The sequence below is a fragment of the Bradyrhizobium sp. LTSP857 genome, from assembly GCF_000938285.1.
GTDB lineage: Bacteria > Pseudomonadota > Alphaproteobacteria > Rhizobiales > Xanthobacteraceae > Bradyrhizobium.
Genome location: NZ_JYMS01000006.1, coordinates 81,063 through 104,683, shown reverse-complemented (window position 1 = coordinate 104,683; position 23,621 = coordinate 81,063). Strand labels below are relative to the sequence as shown.

Sequence of the window (23,621 nt, the reverse complement as noted above, 5' to 3'; positions counted from 1 at the left end):
CCGCCCCCTTTAGATGCACGAGTGATTCTAATTGACGCCCCGCTTTCGGAACAATAAGAAACATTAATGCATCTTATTAGGTTTGCGCGCAACGTGCCAGCCCAAGCCCGTTCGTTGATTGACTAGGAGGCCGAATGACGAAGGTGGCGATACTCGATGACTATGCCGGGGTCGCGCTTGACCTCGCCGATTGGTCACCGGTGCGGAGCCGGGCGCAGGTGGCCGTCTTCGACCATCACCTCTCCGAGAATGAGGCCGTCGAGGCGCTGCAGCCGTTCGACGTCATCTGTACGCTGCGCGAGCGCATGGCCTTTTCGCGCACGCTGATCGAGCGGCTGCCGAATCTGAAACTGATCACGATCGTCGGCATGGCCCTAGCGAACCTGGACATGGCGGCCGCAACCGAACAGGGCATCCTTGTGGCTCATCCGAACTTCGCCAACCCCGCATTCGCCGCCGCCGGCGCCGGCGTCCCGGAACTGGCCTGGGGCTTGATGATGGCGACGGTGCGCAATCTGGGCGAAGAGCATCGGCGGATGCGCGAGGGCGATTGGCAGGCCACCGCAGGGGTGACCCTGTCCGGCAAGACACTCGGCCTGCTTGGTCTCGGCAGGCTCGGCAGGCGCATGAACGAATACGCGAAGGTGTTTGGGATGGAGGTTATCGCCTGGAGCCAGAATCTTACCGACGAGGCCGCGGCAGCGGTCGGGGTGCGCCGGGTCGAGAAAGAAACTCTCTTTAAGGAAGCCGACGTGATTTCCATTGGCTTGGTGCTGTCGGAACGCACGCGAGGTCTCGTCGCTGGACCCGAACTGGCCCTGATGAAGCCAAGAGCCTATTTAATCAACATCTCCAGAGGTCCAATCGTCGATGACGTGGCGCTCATCGCCGCACTCAAAGCAGGACAGATCGCCGGAGCAGGGCTGGACGTCTATGACGTTGAGCCGCTGCCACCCGATCATCCGTTGCGGTCACTATCCAACGTGACGCTTTCTCCGCACCTTGGATATGTCACCCGTGAACTTCTCGCCGCGATCTATTCAGACACCGTGGAATCCGTCGCGGCGTGGCTCGATGGAGAGCCCATTCGGATCGCGAACCGCGAGGCGCTCGCGGAAAGATCCGCCGGAACACAAGATGGGAATGCGAATCGTGACTGAAAGGAACGTCAGGAATGTCCTGATCTCCGGCGCGAGCATTGCGGGTCCCGCGCTGGCGTTCCGGCTCGCCCGCTATGGCATCGATGTAACGGTCGTTGAAAAGGCCTCGTCGTTGCGCGGCGGCGGCTACCCGATCGATGTCCGGGGCACCGCGATCGATGCGGTGGAGCGCATGGGCCTGTACGCGCAGATGCGCGCGGCGCACGTCGACACGCAGAGCATCGGCTTTGTGGACGCCAACGGCGCAGTGGTCGCGAAGATCGATCCGGAAGCGATCACCGGAGGCGTCAGGGGCAAGGATATCGAGATCCGCCGGGGCGACATCGCCACAACCTTGTATGCCGCGACGAAGGACACGGCGAACTACAGGTTCAACGACTCGATCGCTACTCTCGAGGAGCACGCTGACGGCGCCAACGTGAAATTTGTCAGCGGAAACACCGGGACGTACGACATCGTTATCGGCGCGGACGGCCTGCATTCGAACATCCGATCGCTCGTCTTCGGCCACGAGTCCCAATTCGAGCGATATATCGGCTACTGCTTCGCCGGGTTTACGATTCCGAACACCTTCGGTCTCGATCGCGGTGCGCTGGCCTATACGCTACCGGGAAGGAATGCGGTCGTTTATGCGACCGACGAAAACAGTCTGGCGTACGCATTCCTGGTCTTCAAATATCCGACCTCGCCGTTTCGCAAGAGCCTTACCGACGCGGACAAGCGCAGTCTGTCCGCCCGTATGTTCAAAGGGGTCGACGGGTGGATCGTGCCCCAAATGGTGGAGGCGATGTGCAAGGCCGAGGACCTGTTCTTTGACTCGGTCAGCCAGATTCACATGCCGGTCTGGTCGAAGGGGCGCGTCGTGCTTGCCGGTGATGCGGCGCACGCAACCTCCTTCATGTCGGGCCAAGGGTCGAGCATGGCGCTGGTCGGCGCCTATGTCCTGGCCGGCGAGATCGCGACCAATGCCGACTACAGCTCTGCCTTCGAGGCTTATGAAAAGCTGGTGCGGCCCTTCGTCGAGATGAACCAGGCTCTGGTAGATGAAGGCAAGCGGATCATGATCCCGGACACCCAGGAGGAAATCGACGTCCGCAACGAGATGCTCCGGAAGATGGCGGCCGAGGGAAGCAAGGTTCTTGAGAAGGACAGCTCCCGTCAGATTCACAGCGCACTTACTTTGCCCGACTATGCCTGATGCCAGACGCGCCGGGCGTATTGCCGGACGGCATCGTCGAAGCGGGTCACCAGCCCAGGTTATTCTCGTCCTGTCTGGTGCCGGCCTCGACGCCGACGCTGAGCAGCCCTCGACAGCACGGCGGCCTTAAACAGCATGCCCAATGATTGTCGACCTCGTCTCCGAGTCCGGCATAGCTACCTGTGTCGGCGTTCGGCTGGCGCTCCAACACGATAGCCGTCCCGTCTGGCAGGATGGTGTGCGATCGCTATGACGGCGCACCTCCTATTGCGAGAGCAGTTTCCTGTTCCACGACACGGATTCACAAGAAGAACGAGGGTTGGTTCAAGAAACACCCGAAGGTGCATTTCCATTTCACCGCGACCCGCTCGTCGTGGCTCGATCAGATCGAGACATGGTTCTCGATCCTTCAGGGTTGTCCACGGACCGCGGATTTGCAAAGGCGCAACCAGTCAATCATTCCCCGAGAACCGGCGGGGGCGAGGGATAGCGTTCTGTTAACAGGCTGAGGAAGCGCTTCAGAGCCGGATTTTCATTGTCATCACGCCAATGCGCATAGAAGTCCAACCGGCTTGGTCCCGTTCCGTCCTGCAGCTCTCGATATACCAAGCCAGCAAAGCTCGCTCCAATATCCGATTCCATCACGAGGCTGAGCCCCATGCCCATACTTATCAGGCTCTTGATGATGCCTCGGCCAACGTCGTGACGTTCGATCTTGGGGCGGTCCTCAGGTAGTACGAGCTTCGAGATCAAGAGAGTCTCAAGCTCTCTTCCAGGATCATACTGACTTAAAAGGATCGTTTCGTTACGCAGATCGGTCCAATAGACGATCTCACGTGGTGCTAAGCTGTGATCCTGAGGCAGCGAGATCAGGATGCGTTCGCTCCAGAGCGGCAATGCAATGGTGTCCTTCGAAAGCAGGCGTCCAGGGCTGACGACTACATCGACGGTCCCGCTACGAAGGGCAGTCATTAGACGAAGGCGAGAGCGTTCCACCGTTGCCAATTCGATCTGCGGGAGCCGCTTCTTGAATTCCCCCAAAGTAGCTCGCAGATTCCCGGCCGAAATGGATGTGCAGAAACCCATCGCCAGGCGACCAATTTCACCGCGACCACTAGATTGGCCCGCGTCGACAAGGGTATCGACTTGTTCCAAAATCAACCGTGCAATTCGCAGAACCGCTCGGCCAGCGAAAGTAGGCTTGACTCCTCCGCTTGAGCGCTCAAACAGCGAAGTCCCGACCACATGCTCGAGCTGACCGATAGAACGGCTGAGGGCGGTGTGCTTGATTGAAAGCATTTCTGCGGCTCGACGAAAGCTTCCGTAGTCACAAGCGACAACGGCTAATCGAAGCTGTTGCAGCTCAATAGCTCTTGTTGCGTTCCGTCGATTGTTCCTAATCTCAGTTTCCGTCATTTTCGTAGCTCGGGAGCAAACCGCAAGACACGGTGTCCCCGCTCTAGGCGGGGACGTTTCGTTGGTTGGCATGGATCGTTCTAGGCGGCAGCAAAGATTACTGGCGTCCAAAGAGCCGGCGCCGAAAGACCGCCAGCCCTACGAAGGTTGGAGAGAATCTCACGCGAAATGACAAGGTAACCCGCCACGGCAGAGGTACTGCCAATTGTAGAAGGATTGCTAATGCGCCGCAGGGGCCAACCGGCGCGCCGAAGGATTCTTTCCATTCGGACATCTGTGACGGTTACGATATCAGTGAGCTGCCGCGAAAGCCCGAACTCGACCATTCCCGCAAACAGCTCGTAAGCGGCACGAGTGATGCCGTGATCTCCTTTCGGGGCGTTGGTAGCAACATCGATTGCGAATCTACTACTTTCCCAGACGTGAGGAGTTGACGGCGCGGGTTGGCCATTAAGAAGCGCGGGAAAGGTGTCGCGAAGCATGGTCGAACCAAGTGTGGGGAGTAGGCGTACCGAACCTTGCACTTGGCCGTTGTCGGATAGCTGCGTTAGGTAGGCGGGATGCAGCGCATCGAAATCGTCGATCTCCATATCGCCGCTGGTTTGAACGTCCCATTCCATGCGGAGCTTGAAAACACGATGTCGCAGCCGATACATCTCAACGAGAGTGTTGGAAAATTCCCCGTAAGAAGATTGCGTGATGAGCTGAATCATAGATCTCTCCAAAGGTCGACATCACCTCCTTTAGAGCGGACCATTGGTCAGATTCATTACCTGCAGTTGTAGGGGATGTGCGTCCTATTTTCGCTTATCTTTTTTTGCAGCGGCTAGGTGCGTCGCCGCTTGAACAATGGTCCGGACCCCTAGCTTTTTCTTCGCGCTTTCTAGGTAGTATGCTACGGTGTTGCGCGAGATGCCGAGGATGCGTCCGATCTCCCAGGCGCTCTTACCTTGAGCCGCCCACTCTAGGCATTCGAACTCGCGGCGAGATAATCTAATTCCGCCTACGGCCTGATCGTTCGCGAGAGTGCGACGAACGTGAGTATGAAAAAACAGTGCCATTAGCTGAAGAACGCGTGCTTGCGACTGGACGCGATCCTCGAAGACTGAACTGCGTCCGCGGGCCGCGAATGTCAGAGCAGCCACCGGGCCGCGACCATCGTGGATTGGCACTGTAAATCCCATGCCAATTCCAAACTGAGCCGCTTCGTCGAGCAACTGCTTCTGGGCCGGCGAGCTTTGGCTGGAGGCAACTCCCCGTCCCCATTGAAACGGCTCGGCCGTCCGAAGGGCTCGGATGATGACAGGGTCTATGAGCTCATACCGGCTTTGAATATACCGAAACGTCCACTCCTTTGGATATGTTGAGATCAGACGAGGCTTTCGATCTCTGGTGTCTGGGAGTGCAAGATAGGCGAAGCATGACAGTTCGAGAGCACTGGCGACTGCCGCCATAGTCTGTGAAAACTCAGCGGCGTCGCGCGCTTCCGCCAACGAATCAATGAATTGTTGAAAGATGCGATGCATTGGGTCGCGCTTTACGCCGCTCCTGCCGGAAACGTCGATCATCGCCAACGCTGGCAACATGGAGCCGGTTGTCATCGATCTCGCCAGATCGATTCATTTAAAGAGCTCGCGTAGCGTTCTTCAATCGAATAAAAAACCACGCGTTGCGAAAACGTTTCGGAGGATACACTGCTCGAATCGGAGCGATCTGCTAGGACTCGATCACCCGGCAATCTGATAACGGCCAAATGGTTGGTCTGGTGACTCGCGCGGTGGTCAACCAATGAACCCTTTAGAGTTCATTTAACAGTAGACGCAAGCATATCACTTCCGTCTTTCAGCAGTCGCACGAATGTTCCACTCATGTGAAGCTGAAGCCATCCTTTCTCGACGGCATATCTGATACCGGCGCCGAACTCAGGCCCGCTGGCCTTCAGGGAGTAAAGGAACGGCGCGTTCAACTTCTCTATGTGAATGCGACCGTCTTGGACCGGTACGATGCTCGCAGCGAGCTCGACGAGCTTGCGAGCTGCTGCCTCTGGATCGGCATAAAGATGAAGCTCAAGGCGTTTCATGTGGCAACTTGATCTGCATTCAGAGCGTCGATCTTCGATTCGCTAGACGGTCAACGCCTGAAAGCGCGCCCTGTGGGTTGTTCGTGCTGGCTACGCTCGAGCCATCGCCTCTGCTTAACGAGTTCAACTTGAAGTTCGATTCGACCGGCCCAAACTTCATTGTGCATTGACGAAAAAAGTAGATGCCAGGCTAAGGAGGTTGATGGTGCGCGTCGGCACTTCGCCGATAATTCACGATAGTTCTTAGAGGAAGAGAGGATGTCTGACATCCCCATTGCGCCGTAACAGCGAGCAAGCTCTTCTATCGCTCGCGAAAGGAGGTTCAATCGAATAAATCGAAACGGTATGTGAGTTTGAGTCGGCGCCAAGTGCATGCCCTCGCTCGGAACTCGAACATCGTCTCGCATCAACATGCTCTCGAGCGAGCCCCTTGGTCGGCCCCGATGGCCGCGACCGCGTTGATCGGCGGTTACACGGAAAAATGCCGGATACTAAGGGCGAAGTGCGGCCGAGCCTTTCAGAATATTTGAAGGGACGGGCAGCAGTATTTCGGCCCGCGGAGCCACCTATCCCGGCAAAAAAATTCACATGTCGTTGCGTTCTATTCGATTGTAAGCGACCGGAATTTTTCGAAATTGATGACAAGATGAAATCGGGACCGATCATCGGCGGGGCAGAAATTGTCGGCCACCAACATCTGTTCAGAGAACGTTAAGGCGGTCTCCCGTTGTGGAGTATCGCGATCTTGGTCGGCGACAAGGACGCTTTGGCAACAAGTCGTCCCATACTCAAAAGGATCGGAATGACTTCGCAATTTGATGAGCCTCCGGCGAAACTGTTTGCTCTTGAGATCGACGGGGAAGTCAAGATCGAATTTCGTACCAAGGCCGGTGCCGAACGCGCGGCCGTGGAATTGAAGCGCCGGTTTCAAACCCTTCAGATCTGCGTGTATGAGCAAGAGCAGGACTTGGAATGAATTCAGGATGTAATGCGCCGACAATTTCCTGGTGCCGTTGAAGGACCGATTGGTCGAGATCAGGCATTGTAAATGACATCGATTTAAATCGTTTTGATCGCGAGTGAGCACCGCAGGAGGCGGCAACTGCTCCACGATGTGGCTGGTTGCGGTGATGCTGTGAGCGCCGAGGCGCGTCATTACCAATGCGGGCCGGTCGGGCATCAAGCGAACAAAAGGGCGCGAGCTGTGAGAAAATGTCGAGACGCTATATTTGGGGCCAATTTGCCTCCGCGAGGGGCCGAGCATTTCGAAGCTGCAAGCCGTTTGCTGACCGACGTAAAGTCGTTAATATAGCGAAAATACGTGAGCTCTGGTATCAGGAAGGCCGCAGTGACCAAAGAACGAGAGTTGCCTCTCATCGCGCTTCGAGCGTTCGCCGTCGCCGCACGAGCTCACAGTCTAAGTTCTGCCGCGAAAGAACTGGGTGTGACTCACGGAGCGGTTAGCAAGCAAATTCGAGCGCTGGAGAGTTGGCTTGGCCAACACGTGTTCACTCGTGAGGGGAGGGGTCTTACCCTTACTCCCTATGGCAAAATCCTCGCGGAACAATTGGGGCAATCCTTCAAGGATATCGGGTCCGCTTGCGAGTATGTGAGACGCCAGCGTAGTAAGACTGTCCTTGCCATAGAAGCCCCGTCCACATTCGCAATGTACTTTCTAATGCCCCGACTGAAGCGTTTCGAGGCGCGCTACGACAACGTCTCCGTCTGGATCTCAACACGTATGACCGGAGAGACCCCCGACATATCGGCTAATGACCTTGTGATAACGAGGGGTATAGCTGAACGAATTGGATCGTACCTCAAGAATACCACGACGCTTTTTGCCGAGAACCTGACGCCCATCAGCGCAGAAGTCCTTCTGCAACGCCGCCCCCTTAAGAAGCCGGCCGACATACTGAGGCATTCTCTGATAACGTCGGCAACGCGGCCGGGACACTGGGAAGCATGGCTGCAAGAAGCCGGGGTGCGAGACTATCTGCTCGAAGGCGGCCATCGGTTTGACCACATGTTCGTGGCGATTCACGCGGTGCGCGAAGGGTTGGGGTCAATTGTTGCACCCAAAGAGTTCTTCGTTGGCCCGAGCAGATGGAAGCTGCGCTGCCCGTTTCCTGACATTGTGGTAAAAGGAGAGCAGTATTTCGCGCATTCTACTTCGAGAGCTGATCCCCGACATGTCAACCGCTTCGTTGATTGGATGAAAGAAGAGATCGGCAAGTAGGGAACGAGAGCTGCATCTGCCGGACGCGATATGCATGCTGTCCCGGTCGGCCTGTGTGTACGCTCGTGCGATGAAGGCGCGGATAACTTTCCTGGCGCCAGTCGATCCCTGGTCCGTGTTCCCCGAATTATACTCGGAGCCTCTCCCGCCGAGCGAGCACGCGGTTGGTCCCCTATTGTGCAGTTGAGACTAGAATTCACATATCGGTGCATTTTATTCGATTGAAACTCACCGCCTCAATCGAGAATGTGCCGCCATGCTCAAGACTCACGCCCTACGGGCGATCATCTTTGATCTGGACGGCACGCTCGTCGACAGCGCGGAAGATATTCGCGCCGCGGTCAACTCGCTCTTTGCCGAAATCGGCCTGAGACCAATCACGGCGGTCGAAATCAGGGCCATGATTGGCGATGGCGTGCCCAAACTAATCGAGCGAGCATTGGCGGCGGCACATGCGATGCCCATGGACAATCTGGATCTCGTCCGCCGGTTCCTCGAGATCTATCAGCCCAATCCCGCCAGATTTACGCGCCCCTATCCTGGGGTTGTCGAGACCCTGACCGAGCTGAAACGTCGTGGCGTCCAGCTCGCGCTTGTGACGAACAAGCCGGTGATCGCCACCAAGAAGATTCTCGGCGCTTTGTCGATGTCGGGCTTCTTTCCGGTGGTGGTGGGCGGCGATAGCGTCCCGTTCCGCAAGCCCCATCCGGCTCCGATTCTCGAAGCGGTCAAACGATTGGGCGTCCAGGTCGACCGATGCATGATGGTGGGGGACAATTTTCATGATGTCGAAGCAGCCCATGCTGCCGGCATGCGGTGTACGGCCGTGACCTATGGCTATCATCACCGGTCTCCGACCGAGTTTGGCGCGGAACACCTGGTAGATCGCTTCGATCAGCTGCTGGGGCTCGTCCAGACGATCCTCCCTCACAATGAAACGATCAACAATGCTGTGCCAACAGGCGCAGCTTCATCCACCTCATCCAAGCAGGAGTCCTACCCATGAACCAACGCCTTTCCCCTTCACAAATTCCCGGAACGGGAGTTGAAGTGAACGGACGATATTACGCGGCGCCCAAGCGTCCGACCGTCGTGATCTGCGTCGACGGCTTCGATCCAGCTTATCTTGAGCATGGCATTGCGAACGGCACGTTGCCGACGATGAAATCCTTCAAGAAACATGGATTCGCTGCGGTCGCAGATTGCTCGATGCCGAGCACAACCAACACGAATAACACCTCTATCGTCACCGGTGTTCCGCCGGTCGTGCACGGGATCAACGGAAACTATTATCTCGACGCCGAAACCGGCGAGGAGATCATGGTGACCGATGCCAAGCGCCTCAGGTGCGGCACGATCCTAGGCGCGCTGAGCCGTGCCGGCACCAAGACGGCCGTTGTGACCGCCAAGGATAAATTGTTGAAGGTGCTCGCCTACGAGATGAAGGGGATCAACTTCTCCTCGGAGTACGCCGGCAAAGCCAATCTGGCGGAAAATGGCATCGAGAACGTCGAAAAGCTGGTTGGCCGCGCTACGCCGGACCAATACTCGGCAGATCTCTCACACTTCGTCTTCGACGCCGGCGTGAAGATCTTGTCCACCGAGCAGCCGCAACTGATGTATCTGTCGACTTCTGATTACGTCCAACACAAGCACGCGCCGGGTGAGCCCGAGGCTGATGCGTACCATCAGGCCGTCGACAAAGCGGTCGCATCCCTCATCGCGCTCGGGGCAACGGTTGCGATCACCGCCGACCACGGCATGAACGACAAGTCCGCCAAGGATGGCACACCGAACGTGGTGTACCTAGAGGATGAACTCAATTCTCGGTTTGGCAATGGCTCGGTGCGCGTCATTTGTCCGATTGCCGACCCCTTCGTTCGTCATCACGGAGCTCTCGGATCCTTTGTTCGGGTGCACCTGCAAAAGGCCGGCGATGTTCAGGCGATGATCGCTTTCACCAAGACATTGCCGGGGATCGAGCTGGTCTTGGACAAGCAGCAGGTGTGCAAGCAGTTCGAGTTACCCATCGACCGTGAGGGAGATTTCGCGGTCTTCAGCGATCGGCATACCGTGGTCGGTGCGCGGCGCGAAGATCATAATCTCAGCCAATTGGCCGGCCATCGGCTGCGTTCTCACGGTGGCCTCGGCGAGCAGAAGGTGCCATTCCTGATCTCTCGTCCAATCAGCGAAGAGTACAAAAAGAAGGCGGATGCCGGACCGCTGCACAACTACGACATTTTTGATTTTGCGTTGAACGGGGTCGCGGACTAAGCGCGTGAGTTCCTATCGAAAGCGACGGTCCGCGATCCGCGGACCGTCCATTCGCTCACCGTTCGCGGTGGTCGTGCATGAAGCCGCTGGCAGACCGGTCGTCTGCCTCCTCCCGATAGACTTGGCCGCCGCCCCAGAGGGCAGCGGCCACTTTTCTAAGTACCGTCCCAATCGGTGCTAGGTCGTACTTTGGAGTATTTCCGACTGTGAGACATGGTCCGACAGGTAAGGCGGCGCGATACCATTATTCTCTTTCCAGAAGACAAATCATGCGGTCCCAAATGACGAGCCAAGTCTTGCGCGTGGCGGCCGATTCGATCCTTGTGAGCCGGATCATCATCCCCAGGCTGCAGACTTTCAGGAGCAAATTCCCTTTTCTATCGATCCAAGTGAGCACAGAGGAACGGTGCCGAGGTCTGGGTGAAGCAGACGTCGCGGTTTGCCTGGGCAGCCCCTCAAACAGCGAAATGTCGGCAAGATCGATGGGCAGCTGGCCCCTGACGATGGCTGGGGCCCCCAACTATTTGCAGACATATGGTGTACCGAGAGTGCCGACGGATTTGTCTTCACATCATTTCGTCGGGGGGGACATTCCGAAAGATGTGCGCCTCACTCTAACGAAACGCGGAAGAAATCTCTCGGTTCGGCTTGCTGGACCGCTCACGGTCACGGATACTGAATCAGCGCTGGCTGCCGGCATCGGTGGCATGGGTCTGGTAATTTCCGCTCAACCGATCCTTCGTCATGACATTAAAGAAGGGCGTCTCATTTCGGTGCTGGCAAGCTGGGACATTGGGGTGATAGAGGCCCACGTGCTTGTCCAAGAAGCCCTCTCCCCGGAGGCTGAGGCGTTTGTCGAATTCCTTGTCGATACCATGACGGAACACTGAGGGCAGCCATCAGGTATCTTTTAGATCAGAAGCGAAGCTGCGACCAGATCCTCGATCGCGCTACCTACGGATTTGAAGAGCGTAATCTCGTCAAGGCTAAGACGTCCCGCGGAGGTCCCGGCGGCGAGTTGATGAAGATCGGCGCAAACGTCGTCGGCGCTCCAGCGGCCAGCGGCGATTGGTTGAAGAAGATCGCCGGCTTCGGTCAACGCTCCTGCGATAGTATCGACGAACACCCGGCTGCGGCATACTGCGTCATCGTCGCTCTCTCTCATATCTGGTGTAAAAGCGCCTACCAGATCGAGATGCGTCCCTGGCCGCAGATGTCGTCCTGTCACAATCGGTTCGCGGGAGGTCGTTGCGCAACTAACGATATCCGCCTCATTCAGAGAAGTTATGAGATCGTCTGTCGCTCGGGCGTCAAAACCCATCTTGATCAACTCATTTGCAAGCGTGATCGCGCGCTGCCTGCTCCTGCCCCATACGATGATCTTGCTGATTGACCTCACGGCTCGATGAGCCTCGGGCAAGCATGAAGCCAGGCGACCTGTCCCGACGAGCAGCAAGGTCGAGCTGTCCGAACGCGACAAGTAGCGTGAGGCCAGCGCGGAAGTTGCGGCCGTTCTCCGGTTCGTCAGCGCCTCGCCATCTATGATTGCGCGTGGCTGGCCCGTGACGGCGTTCAACAAAACATACACGGACGAAACTGCCCCGAGACCGAATGCGGCGTTTTCGGGGAATACGGTTACAAGCTTCACTCCTAAGGAGTGGCCTCTTTCCCAAGCCGGCATCGTCAAAAGATGACCGGGACTTCTCGTCGTCCCGACATCATAGCGTTGACGGACGGGCATGCGTTCGCTCAGGGAACGAAAGGCCTCATCAAGAGCATCGATGAGCCGGGGATAATCCAGCCCCGCGTTGATCTCCGGAGCAGTTAAATAGGGTAGCACGCGGGCTCCAATAATTTTGATACAAGATCAAGTCGCGTCCCGGACATCGATCACCTTTTTAGCGCCGCTTAGGTTCGGCATCGGCGAGCTATCGGCCGGTCAAAGCCTCGCTTCGGCGCGCATGAGCATTCCGAAGAGGTCGCGGGGGTCGTCGGGATCTGCCAAAAGATCCAACGGCTCGTAATCTGTTGTGTCGCGCAAGAGATGACGGACGTAGCGCAAGGCCGAGAAATCCTCGATCGCAAAGCCGACCGAATCGAACAATGTGATCTCGTTGCCTGAAGTGCGGCCAAGGTATTCTCCAGAGATGACGCGATGGAGCTCAACGACCGCGTGGTCTGAGGGAAGTTGCTGGATCTCTCCCTCAATCCTGGTTTGCGGCTCGAACTCCACGAAAATACCGGATCGGCGCAGGATATCGGGATGCAGCTCCGTCTTGCCGGGACAGTCGCCACCCACGGCATTGATGTGTGTACCGGGCCCGACCATGTTGTCGATCAAGATAGTGGCCATCTGCTTGTCTGCCGTGACCGTGGTAATGATCTGGGCATGCTCGATAGCCTCTTCCGGACTGCGCAAGATCTTCGGCGAGAGGCCCGCCTTCGCCAAGTTGCGAGCGCACTTTTCGCTGGCGGAAGCATCGATATCGAACAATCTGAACTGGTCGACACCAAGAAGGGTCTTGAACGCGAGTGCCTGAAATTCGGCTTGCGCACCGTTTCCGATGATCGCCATCGTCCTGGCGCCCTGCGGCGCAAGATATTTGGCCGCCATGGCTGACGTCGCCGCGGTCCGTAACGCGGTCAAAAGGGTCATCTCTGAAATCATCACTGGATAGCCAGTCCAAACTTCGGATAGGACACCGAATGCCGCGACCGTCTGGCGTCCGCTTCGCCCGTTATAGGGGTGACCGTTCACGTACTTGACGGCGTATAGCTCTCCGTCGCTCGTCGGCATCAGCTCAATAACGCCGTCTCGGCTGTGAGCCGCAAGACGAGAATGCTTCTCAAAGGAGTTCCAGCGGCGAAAGTCGTTTTCAATAGTCTCCGCGAGCTCGGCCAGAAATCGCTCGATGCCGGTCTGCAAAACGAGTCGCATCATCCGCTCGACGCTGACGAAAGGTACGACGTTGAGCGGCGGCGTGGGCAGCGGGACGGCAAGTTGAATGGCAGGCATTACGGAGCCTCAAATTCGCGCGATTTGCTAGGACGATTTAGACGCACAAGGAATCACCAAGCTGCGTGATAAAGTCTCCACACCGCTGCAATTCGCTGAGCCGAATGTATTCGTCGGGGCGATGGGCCTGCTCGACGGAGCCTGGCCCGCAGACGACTGCGGCAATACCTGCACGCTGGAAATGCCCAGCCTCGGTTGCGTACGGTACGGTGCAGGGTTGATCTCGTTTGGCCAGTCTTAGGGTAGTGGAGACGGCGGCGTGCTTTGCGTCCGTCGAAAGAGCGGGGAGCATGCAGGTAGTTGTCGTCGATATATCCACGGTCGGCTGCAATGCGGTCAAGGTGGCCGCAGCCCAGGCATCGAGCTTTTCATTTACCAGTCCGTCGTCGACCCCCGGGACGCTTCGGACCTCCCATTCGAACGTGCAATCGCTGGGAACGACATTGGCGGCCGTCCCACCGTTGATCCAACCGACATGCACAGTTGTGAAGCTAGGGTCGAAACGCGCATCTTTGAGGCGATCTGCCTGCAGCTCGGTTGCGGCACATCTGAGGAAGGTCATTGCCTCGTTGGCGATATCGATGGCATTGACGCCGTCGGCGGGCCGCGAAGCATGGGCAGCGATCCCACTCACCTTTGTTTGGTAGCTCACGAGGCCTTTGTGAGCGATAGCGACCTGCATTTCGGTCGGTTCGCCGATGATTGCGTGAGAGGGGCGAGGTAGGTCACGGCCAAAACTCTCGATGAATGAGAGTGAGCCGATACCGCTGGTTTCTTCGTCGTAGGATAGAAGAAGATGAAGAGGCCTCTTGAGGGGACGCTCTCGAAGTCTGGGAAGTGCGGCCAGGGCAGCGGCACAAAAGCCCTTCATGTCGACGGCGCCGCGGCCTACGAAACGATCGCCGTCACGACGCAGCAAGAACGGGTCCGAAGTCCAAGACTGGCCCGTAACCGGCACCACATCAGTGTGGCCCGAGAGCACGACGCCGTCATTGATCATCGGCCCGACAGTCGCGAGTATCGCGACTTTTTCTCCGGTCGGATCTTCCGATATTTCGAAGGGTATATCGTACGCGGTCAGATAGTCGCGGACATACGCCGAAAGGTCCTTGTTTGACCTCTCGCTGATCGTGTTGAAGGCGATCAAGCGCTCAAGAATGTCTCCCATTCGCGACAAGCTCTCGCTCAGTGCGCGGTCTCCCGGTTGTTTCATGGGTTCGCCTTTCCGCGCCGGTTTCGCTTGCGGCTGGGCTGTTTGCTTCCGCCAGCGCGCCCGACTTCAACAACATCCAAGACTGGCGACGCAGCCGCGAAAGAAAGTTGTCCGAATATCGTGCAGTGCAGCACAAAATTTCACCTTGACGTGAGGATGGGTGGCTTTGTATTTGAGCTGTATAGATACGTCAACAGGTCTAGCTACCTAGAAACTAGGATAGGCCTCTTGGGAAAAGGGCTCCGGCAATGCTGCAGATCCAAGGTCTTACCAAAACCTACGGTGCTCTCAGCGCGGTTGATGGTGTCTCGTTGTCGGTGGGCAAAGGCCAGATGGTCGGGATCATTGGCAGGTCTGGAGCGGGAAAATCCACGCTCCTGCGCCTCATCAATCGCCTCATCGATCCAAGTTCGGGATCGCTAACCTGGGACGGCCGCAACATTGCTCGTCTTTCAGGAGCGCATCTGCGGGCCTGGCGCGCGCAATGCGCGATGATCTTTCAGCAGTTCAATCTGATTCAACGTGTGGACGTCATCACTAATGTGATGATCGGCGGCGTCTCTCGTCGGTCGTCTTGGCGAAATCTGCTCGGTGTGTTCTCCGACGATGAGCGCCGACAGGCGTACCGCCTCTTGGATGAGCTCGACATGTCAGCTCGAGCGCTTCACCGGGCCGACGGGATCTCGGGTGGTCAGGCGCAGCGCGTAGCCATCGCGCGCGCACTCATGCAGAACCCCCAAATCATTCTGGCAGATGAACCTGTCGCTTCACTGGACCCAAGGAACGCCAAGGTGGTGATGGACGCTTTGCGAAAAATCAACAGGGAGCGCGGGCTGACGGTTATCTGCAACCTGCATAATTTGCATACCGCTCGTAACTACTGCGATCGCATCATTGGCATGGTCGATGGACGGATCGCGTTTGAGTGCTCCCCGACCGAACTTAGCCCGGCCAGGGTGAGCCAAGTCTATGGCGTCGCCTCCGAGAGCGAGCTCGACGCTTCATTGGCTAACGTCGATTAGCCGCCGGACACCCCCGAAAGTTTCAGGAGTAGGGATCGATGCAAACTCGGCGAGATGTTCTCCGGCTGTCTGCTGCTGCTGCGCTAGGCCTGCAACTACCCAATGCAAAGGCCGCGGATGATTGGCGCACTCAATTTCCAGAGATACGATTTTCCGTTCGCCCCAACGAGAATGCAGAGGGGATGAGCCGGTGGGGCGAAATGGCCGAATATTTGGCTTCCGCCCTTCGTACGAAAGTCGTGGTTCGACAAACAACGGACTATGCAGGCACGATCGAGGCGTTGCGGTCCAAACGGCTTGAATTGGCCTATCTCGGCGCCGCCGGCTATGCCCAGGCGTGGTTGGTGACACAGGCAAATGTGGAGCCAATTGCGGCCGTGGTCGCCGCTGGCGGTGACACCGGCTATTATTCGATGATCATCGTCAAGAGCGATAGCAACTATCGCACCGTTGATGACCTGCAAGGCAAGACGCTGGCCTATACGGATCCGAACTCGACCAGCGGATTTGAAGTGCCATCGTTCTTCCTACGCAAGGAGGGGAAGGATCCTTCAAAATTCTTCGCGAAGACGGGTTTTGCTGGAACACACGAGAACGCTGTGATGGCGGTCTATAACGGTACCTACGATGCCGCCGCAACCTGGTACACGGCGGAGACGAGAACCAACGTCACACGGATGGAAAGCAAAGGGCTTATTCCGCCCAACGCCGTCCGCCTCGTCTGGAAGTCTCCCAAGATTGAGGGGGATGTGTTCACCGCACGCTCCGACCTGCCAAGCTCGATGCGCTTAGACATTCAGAAAGCGTTGCTTGATCTTCCGAAAGCTGACCCCGCGCTTCTGAAGCGCCTTGGGGACGGCACATACGAAGGAATCGTTACCATCACCCACGATGACTACGTTCCGATCGTCACGATGATCAGAGAAAACCTCGCTGCGAAGCGGAAGCAGTGACCAACTGAGTATCCTTATGTCCTGGTCATCCCTGATAGAATTCGAAGAAGTTACGAGATCAAAGCGTGCCCGCGAGCTGATCTCGGCGACTGGCGCAGTCGCTGTATTTATCGTTCTGTTGGCATTGTCGGCCCGCATCGGCGAAGTGAGCCCGCAGGCACTCTTGGACGGCGCTTCCGCGGCGGCAGACTACATCGGAAGGATGGTGCCGTCGCTCCACTTCAATACCGTCGGACCGGATCTGAAGAGTTGGTATTGGTCTGCCGGCACTTGGCTCAATGCGTTATCGGACACGATTCTCATCGCATTCTTGAGCACAGTCATTGGATTCGTCATCGGAGCCCCGCTTAGCTTCGTCGCCTCACGAAACTTGACGAGCGGCTGGGCCTACTTCGTCGTTCGTCGCTTGCTTGAGCTGATTAGAACGGTTCCCAGTCTGGTGTACGCAATGGCCTTTGTGCTCGCCTTCGGACTCGGGGCGACGGCGGGTATTTTAGCGGTGGCTCTGCACTCCGCTAGCTCGCTCGGCAAGTTGTTTTCGGAAGTCAACGAGACTGCGGATGGCAAAACATTCGAGGCCGTTCAGAGCGCCGGAGGTGGATGGTTTTCTGTCGTTCGCTTTGCTCTGTTGCCGCAAGTTGCGCCAGCTTACGTCAGTTATACACTGCTCCGATTTGAGAAGAACATCCGATCGGCAACCATCATTGGCTTGGTCGGCGCTGGTGGAATAGGGCAGGAATTATTCGTCGCAATTCGCTCTTTTCAGTATCAAGACGTCAGCGCAATCGTGCTCATGATCATCTGCACCGTCATGGTTGTGGATATGACCTGTGACCGCGCGCGTCGGCTATTCACATGAACGCTGAATCAAAGCGGGACGATCGCATGCCAAATAGTGCAGTGGCCATAATTGCCGTCGAACCCGGCGATAACGCATCTGCTGGGCAGACTCAGCCCAGCAACCTCGCACTCTCTGAGATTCTTATCGCTCACCGGCGTACCCGACAAAGGCGCGTTGCACTGCTGCTTCTCGGGCTCGCTGTCTTCATCGGTGCCGCATATAAAGTTGGCTTGAATCCCCTGTCGATGGCGCGTGGGCTCGAGAAGCTTGGTGGCTTTTTGAGGTCGATGGTACCGCCCACGGCGGGAGGGCACTTTTCCGAACTCCTGTACGCCTTGGGGCAGACCGTCGCGATGGCCTTCGTCGGGACGGTGCTTGCCGCTGTGATTGCGATTCCGCTCAGCTTCTTGGGCGCTAGTAACGTTGTGGGGGTCTGGCCTCTTCGTTTCGTCGTTCGACGCCTTTTCGACTTCGTTCGGGGCGTTGATGTGCTCATCTGGGCGTTGATTTTCGTCAGCGCTGTTGGCCTAACGCCTTTCGCCGGCATTATGGCAATCGCCATTGCCGACGGTGCAGTCCTCGCGAAAGTCTTCTCTGAGATCATCGAGCAGATCGACAACAAGCAAATCGAGGGCGTGCAGTCCTGTGGTGCAGATCGCCTGACTTTGCTGCGCTGGGCGTATGTTCCTCAGATCCTCCCGCTCTTTCTATCCAACATACTCTACTATTTCGAAAGCAACGCACGCTCGGCGACGATCCTTGGCGTCGTCGGCGCCGGTGGATTGGGCTATGAGCTCTCGGAGCGGATGCAACTGCTGCTTTGGGATCAAGTCTTTATGGTCGTGCTGATGATTCTGGCGGTTGTCACCTTGATTGACTTCGCGTCACGAGTTGTTCGTCGCCAGATCGCGTGATCTGCGTCGAACTCAACACCTCTAATGTCGGGTACTAAAAGGAGACTATAATGACAAAGCCATGCGACCTCAGCGCTGTTGAGGCGCGGCGACTCATCGGATCCCGCAAACTCTCTCCGGTGGAGCTTCTGGAGTCATGCATCGAGCAGATTGAGTGGGTGAATCCTGCAGTCAATGCTATCGTTACGAAATCCTACGAGCGTGCGCGGCAGGAGGCGAAGCGCGCGGAAGTCGCCGTGATGAAGGGGGAAAAGCTTGGACTCCTTCACGGTCTACCCGCCGCCATCAAGGATCTCAACGAAACGGCGGACATTCGAACGACTTTTGCGTCGCCACTTTTCAAGGATCACGTGCCGAAGGAAGACGAAGCCGTCGTCGCTCGGATGCGAGCGCAAGGTGCCATTATCCTTGGCAAGACAAACTCGCCGGAATTCGGAATCGGATCGAACACGGTAAACCGCGTTTTCGGACAGACGGGAAACCCCTTCGACACGACAAGGACCTGCGGAGGCTCATCGGGGGGAGCCGGCGTCGCCCTTGCCACCAATATGGTTCCGATCGCGAACGGCTCAGACTCCGGCGCAAGCATTCGCAACCCCGCGGCGTTTTGCGGCGTCTTCGGATTGCGGCCTTCGCCAGGACTTGTACCCTCCGAGCGGCGAACAGTGGGGCTAACCACGAACGGTGTCCAAGGCCCGATGGGGCGGGACGTACGTGATACGGCTCTCCTGCTCGGAGCCATGGCGGCGTACGATCCCAGAGACATGCTTTCGACGCCGGTAGATCCTGTCTCCTTCATGAATCTTCAGCCCGTAGATATTTCCGGCTTGAGAGTCGCAATTTCGGAGGATCTAGGCTTCGCACCTGTTGACGAAGACGTTCGGGAAACGTTTCGGAAAAAGATGCGACACCTTGACGGCACGTTTGCGCGCCTGGAGCCGTACGCCGTATCGATGGAGAATGCAGAACGCGCCTACTGGGGCGTTCGAGGGCTCTATCTCCTTGCCGGTATGAAGGACCGTTTTGAGAAGTACGGCGATGAGCTGGACCCCAACATTGTCTCCAACATGAATGAGGCGTTGGCAATGTCGGGAGCCGACATCGCCTGGTCGATGGCCGAGCAGACCCGAATTTACCGCGAATTTCAAAAGATTTTCACCAGCTATGATGTGTTGATCGTGCCCTCCGTGAATGTCTCTCCCTACAAGCACGCGATTGGCTTTCCAAAGGTTCTGCAAGGCCGTCCGGCGCAACACTATGCAGAATGGTACAGCATCACGTACGGCATCACGCTTGTCGGGCATCCGGCTGCTTCGATTCCGGCCGGTCTCGACTCACAAGGGACGCCCTTCGGCCTTCAGGTCGTTGGGCCGCGCAATGGCGATCGACGGGTACTGGAGATCTGCCTCGCGCTCGAGAGCCATTTTGCACAAAGCACCGAACTGCGGCGGCCGTTGCCTGATGTGCGGAAATTGGCGGCCGGTCCAAAGCTCGGAGCCTCTGTCGCGGCATGAGCACACGACCTCAAGACCGGGCTGATGCCGCAAACTCGGTCATAACGCGGCAACAACATCGATTGGTCTCGCCTCCGCGGAAGGCGCAAGCATTGCTTGCGCCTTCCGACCTGCCGCCGCCTGTCTTGGCAGAATTGTTGCGCGACGGCCTCGCAATCAAGCGCGGTACGGTCGATGTTTCACGCGCGTTGGCCAATCAGCGCATTGCACTGCTCTTTCAAAAGACGTCGACCCGGACACGCTGTTCCTTCGAAGTCGGCATATGGGACATGGGGGGCTGCGCATCCGTCATCGACTGGAACACGAGCAACTTTATCTTGTCCGATCTTGAAGACGAAATTCGAGTGATTGCGAGATATTATGATGCGATCGTTGCCCGCGTGCGCAACCATTCAGACTTGGTGACGATGCGCGACGCCGTCGATGTTCCGATCATAAACGGACTGAGCGATCTCCATCATCCCTGCCAAGCGCTCTCCGACTACATGACTATGGCGGAAGTCTTCGGAGATCTGCGCGGGTTGAAGGTTGCGTACGTTGGGGATGGCAATAACGTGTGTGCATCGTTGCTTGAGGTAGCATCCGCCTATGGCGTCTATTTGACGATCGCCACGCCACCAGGATACGAGCCATCTCCGGACTCTCTCGCCAAGGCCGGCAAGTTCGCAAAACTATCAGCTAGCTCGGTACACGCCGTTACCGATGCCGACGTCATATACACCGATACTTGGGTATCGATGGGTATGGAAGCAGAGCGCGATCGAAGGCTCAACGCCTTCTCCGGTTATCAAGTCAATAAAGAGCTTGTTGCACGCGCCCCTAGCCACGCGCTTGTCATGCATTGCCTCCCGGCGCATCCGGGTGAGGAGATCAGCAGTGACGTTCTGCGCGGCGCGCGGTCGATCGTTCTCGACCAGGCGGAGAACCGAAAATACATGCAGATGGCATTGTTACGCTCGCTCGTCGGTTAGTTCGGGGGAACCAGCCATTTCTGCATGACCGTTCGAGGAACAGTTTCATACGCCAGCCTGTCGTAGAATTTGACGACCGCTGTATTGGTTTCGCGGACGAGCAACATGACCTTGCGAACGCCTCGCCGGGCGAGCCAGCTTTCGGCCGCCGTAACCACGGCAACGCCGAGCCCCCGCTTTTGATGATCGGGATCGACGGATACGTACCAAAGCCAACCACGGTGACCATCGTGTCCCACGAGCACAGATGCGATGATCGCTCCGTGCTCGCGTACAACAAGGACGTCCGAATTGGACTTTGCAACGGCGAAGTCGAAGTCATCGCCGGGATCATTGTAGCTTGCGACGAGGCCAGCTCGCTCCCAAAGGCGAACGATCGCCTCTCGATCGGCATGGGACGCTCCCTCGATGGGCGGGAGGCCAGTCGTTCCATCAGGTGTTGAATCCATCGCGCTGCCTTGCTACCTGTAGAGGAACATAGATAGGTATCCGGATTCGCATGTCAACACAATCGCTTCCCGTCCACGAACGCCGAAAGGGCACTGCCGTTTGGAAGCAGGTCGAGCAGGTACTCATCGGCGAAATATGGAGTGGGCAGTTCGTCCCCGGTGACAAGCTTCCAAGCGAAGCGGCCCTTGCTGAGCGGTTTGGCGTGAACCGTCACACGATCCGCCGCACCCTTGCGGAACTCGTCAGCAACAAGATTGTCCGCGTGGAGAATGGACGAGGTGCGTTCGTTCGTCAGGATGTGCTCAACTACCAACTAGCCTCGTCGACGCGCTTTTGGGAGGCCGTGGCTCTTGGTGGCCAATCACCCAGTGTGGAGCTCATCTCGTCCGGTGTAGCTCCAGCGTCAGGCGCAGTTGCGCATGTGTTGCAAATTGACGACGGAATACCAACCGTATTTCTCGATTCCATCGGCCGCGCAAATGGGGAACCGGTTCTCATTGCGCGTCATAGCTTCCCGATGGACCGTTTTCCGGATCTCATCGAGCGTTACCAAACCGAAGGATCAATTCGCGCTGCTCTTTTGTCCTACGGAGTGCACTCGAAGCGCCAGAGGGTCCGAGTAATGGCGCGGATGCCAGATCAGGAGGAAACGGAAGTGTTCGGATTGCCGCATCCAATACTCGTCGTTGAAAGTACTTATGTGGATCAGGCAGGTGCTCCTGTCGACTTCGGTGCATCGCGTTATGCCTCGGGCCGAGTTCAACTTGATATCGAACTCGATGAAAGCGTGCGCAATATCGGCGCGGAAGTCGTTAATCCGAAGCGATGATGGCGATGCTTTCTATAGGCGTGTGATGGATGATGACTACGTCGCCGATCGCGGCCTGCCCAGAGCTCAATTCGTGGAACGAACCGCAATGGAACGCGCTGGATCCGTCCCCGACTGTCGCCATCGGTGACAGATTTCTGGAGGCACGACTCCAGGACACGCATGCCTATGACGAATGGGAATGCTTACGAGAACACCACAAGCCGCACTAGCTGACCGCGAAGCTGTTAATGGTCTGAATTCACTTCCGCTTTTGGCGGCATAGAGGACATGGCCAGAGTTGCCGCTGGGCCGGCCATGTAGCGAATCAACCAATGCAGACATTTGGCTCAAGGCAGTCTGCATGTTTCCCATTGAACTCGAGATAGTGCCTCCGAATCTGGCTCGTGACTCAAGTTGAAAACGCACGTGTATTTTAGATTGTGGGACCGAGCTTCCTCACCAAAGTGGCATGGCATTTGTGATACCATCCGGATAGACGCAGCGAGTGCCTTATGTGCGAAGTCATGCAAACCGGTCGAGCATCTCGCCCGGATTTACGCAGAACTGTCGGGTCATCGCACGTCTGAGCGGAGTCTCGGAGCCTAGCCCCGTGCGATCGGCAATCTGCCCAAGACTCATATCTGTTGTGTGAAGAAGCGACCGTGCGAGATCGCACCGGATCTTCTCGACCGCCTTGGCAGGAGACTGGCCCGTAGCCGCTTCAAACCGGCGATGAAACGTTCGCAGCGACTGGCCGGCCGTCTCGGCCATTTTCTCCACGGTCCACTGCAGACGAGGATCGCCTGCAATCTGGCAACTCAAGGCATCGAAGGGTGCCCCGCTCGCCGCCTGTAACGCCAAAGGCTCACTATACTGCTTCTGACCGCCGGCTCGCCGCATATAGTCGACGAGGCGGCGGGCGACGCGCGCGGAAAGTGCCGCACCGTGGTCCTGTTGCACCAAGCTTAGGGTGAGGTCGATACCAGCGGTGACGCCAGCCGTCGTCCACACGGGTCCGTCGTTCAGGAATATTGGATCGGGATCAACTTTCACATTTGGAAACTCTCTGGCTAAGCGATCGGTGGAGCGCCAGTGCGTAACCGCCCGGCGACCGTCCAAAATGCCTGCCTCGGCCAGAAGGAAGGAGCCCGTACAAACAGAGCAAACCCGAGCGGCGCGTTGGCTCAAGTCATTCAGTGCAATGTTCACTAACGGATTCTTTCGGAGGATATGAACGCCAGGCCCTCCGGGTACCACGAGCGTGTCCACCGCGCCCTCTTTTGGAATCTCCCCAGCCAATATAGCGAAGCCGGATTCGCTCTCGATCAAACCGGCTTTAAGCGCAACGATTCGGACATCGTAGTGTGGGTCCGCACCTTCTTCGTTAGCTGTGCTTAAAACTTGGGCTGGCTCGGCGATGTCAATAATCTGGACACCGTCAAACGCCAATATCAAAACCAGTCTTGATGGCAGTTTCTGTCGCTTGTTTGACATATACACGCCGCTGATCATGAACGACACAGACATACATGTTTGCGAGGCAAACGGT

Annotated in this window: 24 protein-coding genes and 1 pseudogene; 15 read left to right on the top strand and 10 right to left on the bottom strand. The window is 57.2% G+C overall.

The window, feature by feature from the left end; genetic code table 11:
* Positions 1-134 precede the first annotated feature (134 nt).
* The 3 genes and pseudogenes from UP06_RS01345 to UP06_RS41890 form a co-directional block, all read left to right on the top strand.
* Complete coding sequence (locus UP06_RS01345) at positions 135-1,160, top strand: D-2-hydroxyacid dehydrogenase family protein (RefSeq protein WP_044999883.1); 1,026 nt, start codon at positions 135-137, stop codon at positions 1,158-1,160.
* On the top strand, positions 1,153-2,358 hold the full coding sequence (locus UP06_RS01340) for an FAD-dependent monooxygenase (protein WP_082081203.1): 1,206 nt from the start codon (positions 1,153-1,155) through the stop codon (positions 2,356-2,358). Before UP06_RS01345 ends, UP06_RS01340 begins: the two co-directional genes overlap by 8 nt.
* A gap of 302 nt (positions 2,359-2,660) precedes the next feature.
* Positions 2,661-2,774 (top strand): annotated as a pseudogene (locus tag UP06_RS41890) (IS630 family transposase); the annotation flags it as partial.
* A gap of 40 nt (positions 2,775-2,814) precedes the next feature.
* Here UP06_RS41890 and UP06_RS01335 read toward each other — a convergent pair.
* The 5 genes from UP06_RS01335 to UP06_RS01315 form a co-directional block, all read right to left on the bottom strand.
* Positions 2,815-3,774, bottom strand: a complete 960-nt coding sequence (locus tag UP06_RS01335; protein WP_044999881.1) for a LysR family transcriptional regulator — start codon at positions 3,772-3,774, stop codon at positions 2,815-2,817.
* A gap of 80 nt (positions 3,775-3,854) precedes the next feature.
* Positions 3,855-4,487 (bottom strand): acyl-homoserine-lactone synthase, encoded by a 633-nt coding sequence (locus UP06_RS01330; protein WP_044999880.1) that lies wholly within the window; start codon positions 4,485-4,487, stop codon positions 3,855-3,857.
* An 84-nt stretch (positions 4,488-4,571) separates the two neighbouring features.
* The gene (locus tag UP06_RS01325; protein WP_044999929.1) at positions 4,572-5,300 is read right to left on the bottom strand and encodes a helix-turn-helix transcriptional regulator; all 729 of its coding nucleotides are present in this window, start codon (positions 5,298-5,300) and stop codon (positions 4,572-4,574) included.
* Positions 5,301-5,578: 278 nt separating this feature from the next.
* Positions 5,579-5,854: a hypothetical protein gene (locus UP06_RS01320; RefSeq protein ID WP_044999879.1), complete on the bottom strand. Its 276-nt coding sequence runs from the start codon at positions 5,852-5,854 to the stop codon at positions 5,579-5,581.
* A gap of 601 nt (positions 5,855-6,455) precedes the next feature.
* Complete coding sequence (locus tag UP06_RS01315; RefSeq protein WP_044999878.1) at positions 6,456-7,034, bottom strand: hypothetical protein; 579 nt, start codon at positions 7,032-7,034, stop codon at positions 6,456-6,458.
* Positions 7,035-7,202: 168 nt separating this feature from the next.
* On the opposite strand from UP06_RS01315, the gene UP06_RS01310 reads away from it, so the two are divergent.
* The 4 genes from UP06_RS01310 to UP06_RS01295 all read left to right on the top strand — a co-directional run bounded on the left by UP06_RS01310 (position 7,203) and on the right by UP06_RS01295 (position 11,257).
* Positions 7,203-8,093, top strand: a complete 891-nt coding sequence (locus tag UP06_RS01310; protein WP_044999928.1) for a LysR substrate-binding domain-containing protein — start codon at positions 7,203-7,205, stop codon at positions 8,091-8,093.
* A gap of 256 nt (positions 8,094-8,349) precedes the next feature.
* On the top strand, positions 8,350-9,099 hold the full coding sequence (gph, locus tag UP06_RS01305) for a phosphoglycolate phosphatase (RefSeq protein ID WP_063778851.1): 750 nt from the start codon (positions 8,350-8,352) through the stop codon (positions 9,097-9,099).
* Positions 9,096-10,367 (top strand): phosphonoacetate hydrolase, encoded by a 1,272-nt coding sequence (gene phnA, locus UP06_RS01300; RefSeq protein ID WP_044999877.1) that lies wholly within the window; start codon positions 9,096-9,098, stop codon positions 10,365-10,367. Before gph ends, phnA begins: the two co-directional genes overlap by 4 nt.
* Before the next feature lie 281 nt (positions 10,368-10,648).
* Positions 10,649-11,257: a LysR substrate-binding domain-containing protein gene (locus tag UP06_RS01295; protein WP_197087098.1), complete on the top strand. Its 609-nt coding sequence runs from the start codon at positions 10,649-10,651 to the stop codon at positions 11,255-11,257.
* A gap of 20 nt (positions 11,258-11,277) precedes the next feature.
* On the opposite strand, the gene lhpI is transcribed toward UP06_RS01295, so the two are convergent.
* The 3 genes from lhpI to argE form a co-directional block, all read right to left on the bottom strand.
* Positions 11,278-12,207 carry a bifunctional Delta(1)-pyrroline-2-carboxylate/Delta(1)-piperideine-2-carboxylate reductase gene (lhpI, locus tag UP06_RS01290; RefSeq protein ID WP_044999875.1) on the bottom strand — a complete coding sequence of 310 codons (930 nt, stop codon included), beginning with the start codon at positions 12,205-12,207 and terminating at the stop codon, positions 11,278-11,280.
* A 99-nt stretch (positions 12,208-12,306) separates the two neighbouring features.
* Positions 12,307-13,383: an ornithine cyclodeaminase gene (ocd, locus tag UP06_RS01285; RefSeq protein ID WP_044999874.1), complete on the bottom strand. Its 1,077-nt coding sequence runs from the start codon at positions 13,381-13,383 to the stop codon at positions 12,307-12,309.
* A gap of 37 nt (positions 13,384-13,420) precedes the next feature.
* Positions 13,421-14,596, bottom strand: a complete 1,176-nt coding sequence (argE, locus tag UP06_RS01280; RefSeq protein ID WP_082078503.1) for an acetylornithine deacetylase — start codon at positions 14,594-14,596, stop codon at positions 13,421-13,423.
* Positions 14,597-14,844: 248 nt separating this feature from the next.
* On the opposite strand from argE, the gene phnC reads away from it, so the two are divergent.
* From phnC to argF, 6 genes are all read left to right on the top strand, one after another.
* The gene (gene phnC / locus UP06_RS01275) at positions 14,845-15,618 is read left to right on the top strand and encodes a phosphonate ABC transporter ATP-binding protein (RefSeq protein ID WP_044999873.1); all 774 of its coding nucleotides are present in this window, start codon (positions 14,845-14,847) and stop codon (positions 15,616-15,618) included.
* A gap of 38 nt (positions 15,619-15,656) precedes the next feature.
* Positions 15,657-16,571, top strand: a complete 915-nt coding sequence (gene phnD, locus UP06_RS01270) for a phosphate/phosphite/phosphonate ABC transporter substrate-binding protein (protein WP_044999872.1) — start codon at positions 15,657-15,659, stop codon at positions 16,569-16,571.
* Between the two features lie 16 nt (positions 16,572-16,587).
* Positions 16,588-17,430, top strand: a complete 843-nt coding sequence (gene phnE / locus UP06_RS01265; RefSeq protein WP_044999871.1) for a phosphonate ABC transporter, permease protein PhnE — start codon at positions 16,588-16,590, stop codon at positions 17,428-17,430.
* Complete coding sequence (gene phnE / locus UP06_RS01260) at positions 17,427-18,326, top strand: phosphonate ABC transporter, permease protein PhnE (RefSeq protein ID WP_050031526.1); 900 nt, start codon at positions 17,427-17,429, stop codon at positions 18,324-18,326. Before phnE (UP06_RS01265) ends, phnE (UP06_RS01260) begins: the two co-directional genes overlap by 4 nt.
* A gap of 50 nt (positions 18,327-18,376) precedes the next feature.
* On the top strand, positions 18,377-19,840 hold the full coding sequence (locus UP06_RS01255; RefSeq protein ID WP_044999870.1) for an amidase: 1,464 nt from the start codon (positions 18,377-18,379) through the stop codon (positions 19,838-19,840).
* A 92-nt stretch (positions 19,841-19,932) separates the two neighbouring features.
* On the top strand, positions 19,933-20,811 hold the full coding sequence (argF, locus tag UP06_RS01250; RefSeq protein WP_044999869.1) for an ornithine carbamoyltransferase: 879 nt from the start codon (positions 19,933-19,935) through the stop codon (positions 20,809-20,811).
* On the opposite strand, the gene UP06_RS01245 is transcribed toward argF, so the two are convergent.
* Entirely contained in the window at positions 20,808-21,260 is a 453-nt protein-coding gene (locus tag UP06_RS01245) for a GNAT family acetyltransferase (RefSeq protein WP_044999868.1), read from the bottom strand. The genes argF and UP06_RS01245 overlap by 4 nt on opposite strands.
* A 50-nt stretch (positions 21,261-21,310) precedes the next feature.
* Here UP06_RS01245 and phnF point away from each other — a divergent pair, with 50 nt between their 5' ends.
* Positions 21,311-22,090 carry a phosphonate metabolism transcriptional regulator PhnF gene (phnF, locus tag UP06_RS01240; protein ID WP_044999867.1) on the top strand — a complete coding sequence of 260 codons (780 nt, stop codon included), beginning with the start codon at positions 21,311-21,313 and terminating at the stop codon, positions 22,088-22,090.
* Positions 22,091-22,119: 29 nt separating this feature from the next.
* Entirely contained in the window at positions 22,120-22,302 is a 183-nt protein-coding gene (locus UP06_RS41845) for a hypothetical protein (protein WP_210166313.1), read from the top strand.
* Between the two features lie 292 nt (positions 22,303-22,594).
* Here UP06_RS41845 and UP06_RS01235 read toward each other — a convergent pair whose 3' ends face one another.
* Positions 22,595-23,599, bottom strand: coding sequence for a GlxA family transcriptional regulator (locus tag UP06_RS01235; protein ID WP_050031524.1), 1,005 nt, complete (start codon positions 23,597-23,599; stop codon positions 22,595-22,597).
* Between the last annotated feature and the right edge of the window lie 22 nt (positions 23,600-23,621).

Excerpts from the sequence above, each read along its gene's own strand:
- UP06_RS41845 (WP_210166313.1), top strand. The coding sequence starts at position 22,120 with ATGATGACTACGTCGCCGATCGCGGCCTGCCCAGAGCTCAATTCGTGG.
- UP06_RS01295 (WP_197087098.1), top strand. The coding sequence starts at position 10,649 with ATGACGAGCCAAGTCTTGCGCGTGGCGGCCGATTCGATCCTTGTGAGC.
- argE (WP_082078503.1), bottom strand. The coding sequence starts at position 14,596 with ATGAAACAACCGGGAGACCGCGCACTGAGCGAGAGCTTGTCGCGAATG.
- UP06_RS01315 (WP_044999878.1), bottom strand. The coding sequence starts at position 7,034 with ATGCCCGACCGGCCCGCATTGGTAATGACGCGCCTCGGCGCTCACAGC.
- UP06_RS01320 (WP_044999879.1), bottom strand. The coding sequence starts at position 5,854 with ATGAAACGCCTTGAGCTTCATCTTTATGCCGATCCAGAGGCAGCAGCT.
- UP06_RS01330 (WP_044999880.1), bottom strand. The coding sequence starts at position 4,487 with ATGATTCAGCTCATCACGCAATCTTCTTACGGGGAATTTTCCAACACT.
- phnD (WP_044999872.1), top strand. The coding sequence starts at position 15,657 with ATGCAAACTCGGCGAGATGTTCTCCGGCTGTCTGCTGCTGCTGCGCTA.
- UP06_RS01345 (WP_044999883.1), top strand. The coding sequence starts at position 135 with ATGACGAAGGTGGCGATACTCGATGACTATGCCGGGGTCGCGCTTGAC.
- phnA (WP_044999877.1), top strand. The coding sequence starts at position 9,096 with ATGAACCAACGCCTTTCCCCTTCACAAATTCCCGGAACGGGAGTTGAA.
- ocd (WP_044999874.1), bottom strand. The coding sequence starts at position 13,383 with ATGCCTGCCATTCAACTTGCCGTCCCGCTGCCCACGCCGCCGCTCAAC.
- UP06_RS01335 (WP_044999881.1), bottom strand. The coding sequence starts at position 3,774 with ATGACGGAAACTGAGATTAGGAACAATCGACGGAACGCAACAAGAGCT.
- phnF (WP_044999867.1), top strand. The coding sequence starts at position 21,311 with ATGTCAACACAATCGCTTCCCGTCCACGAACGCCGAAAGGGCACTGCC.
- phnE (WP_050031526.1), top strand. The coding sequence starts at position 17,427 with ATGAACGCTGAATCAAAGCGGGACGATCGCATGCCAAATAGTGCAGTG.
- phnE (WP_044999871.1), top strand. The coding sequence starts at position 16,588 with ATGTCCTGGTCATCCCTGATAGAATTCGAAGAAGTTACGAGATCAAAG.
- phnC (WP_044999873.1), top strand. The coding sequence starts at position 14,845 with ATGCTGCAGATCCAAGGTCTTACCAAAACCTACGGTGCTCTCAGCGCG.
- gph (WP_063778851.1), top strand. The coding sequence starts at position 8,350 with ATGCTCAAGACTCACGCCCTACGGGCGATCATCTTTGATCTGGACGGC.
- UP06_RS01255 (WP_044999870.1), top strand. The coding sequence starts at position 18,377 with ATGACAAAGCCATGCGACCTCAGCGCTGTTGAGGCGCGGCGACTCATC.
- UP06_RS01245 (WP_044999868.1), bottom strand. The coding sequence starts at position 21,260 with ATGGATTCAACACCTGATGGAACGACTGGCCTCCCGCCCATCGAGGGA.
- UP06_RS01325 (WP_044999929.1), bottom strand. The coding sequence starts at position 5,300 with ATGCATCGCATCTTTCAACAATTCATTGATTCGTTGGCGGAAGCGCGC.
- UP06_RS01235 (WP_050031524.1), bottom strand. The coding sequence starts at position 23,599 with ATGTCTGTGTCGTTCATGATCAGCGGCGTGTATATGTCAAACAAGCGA.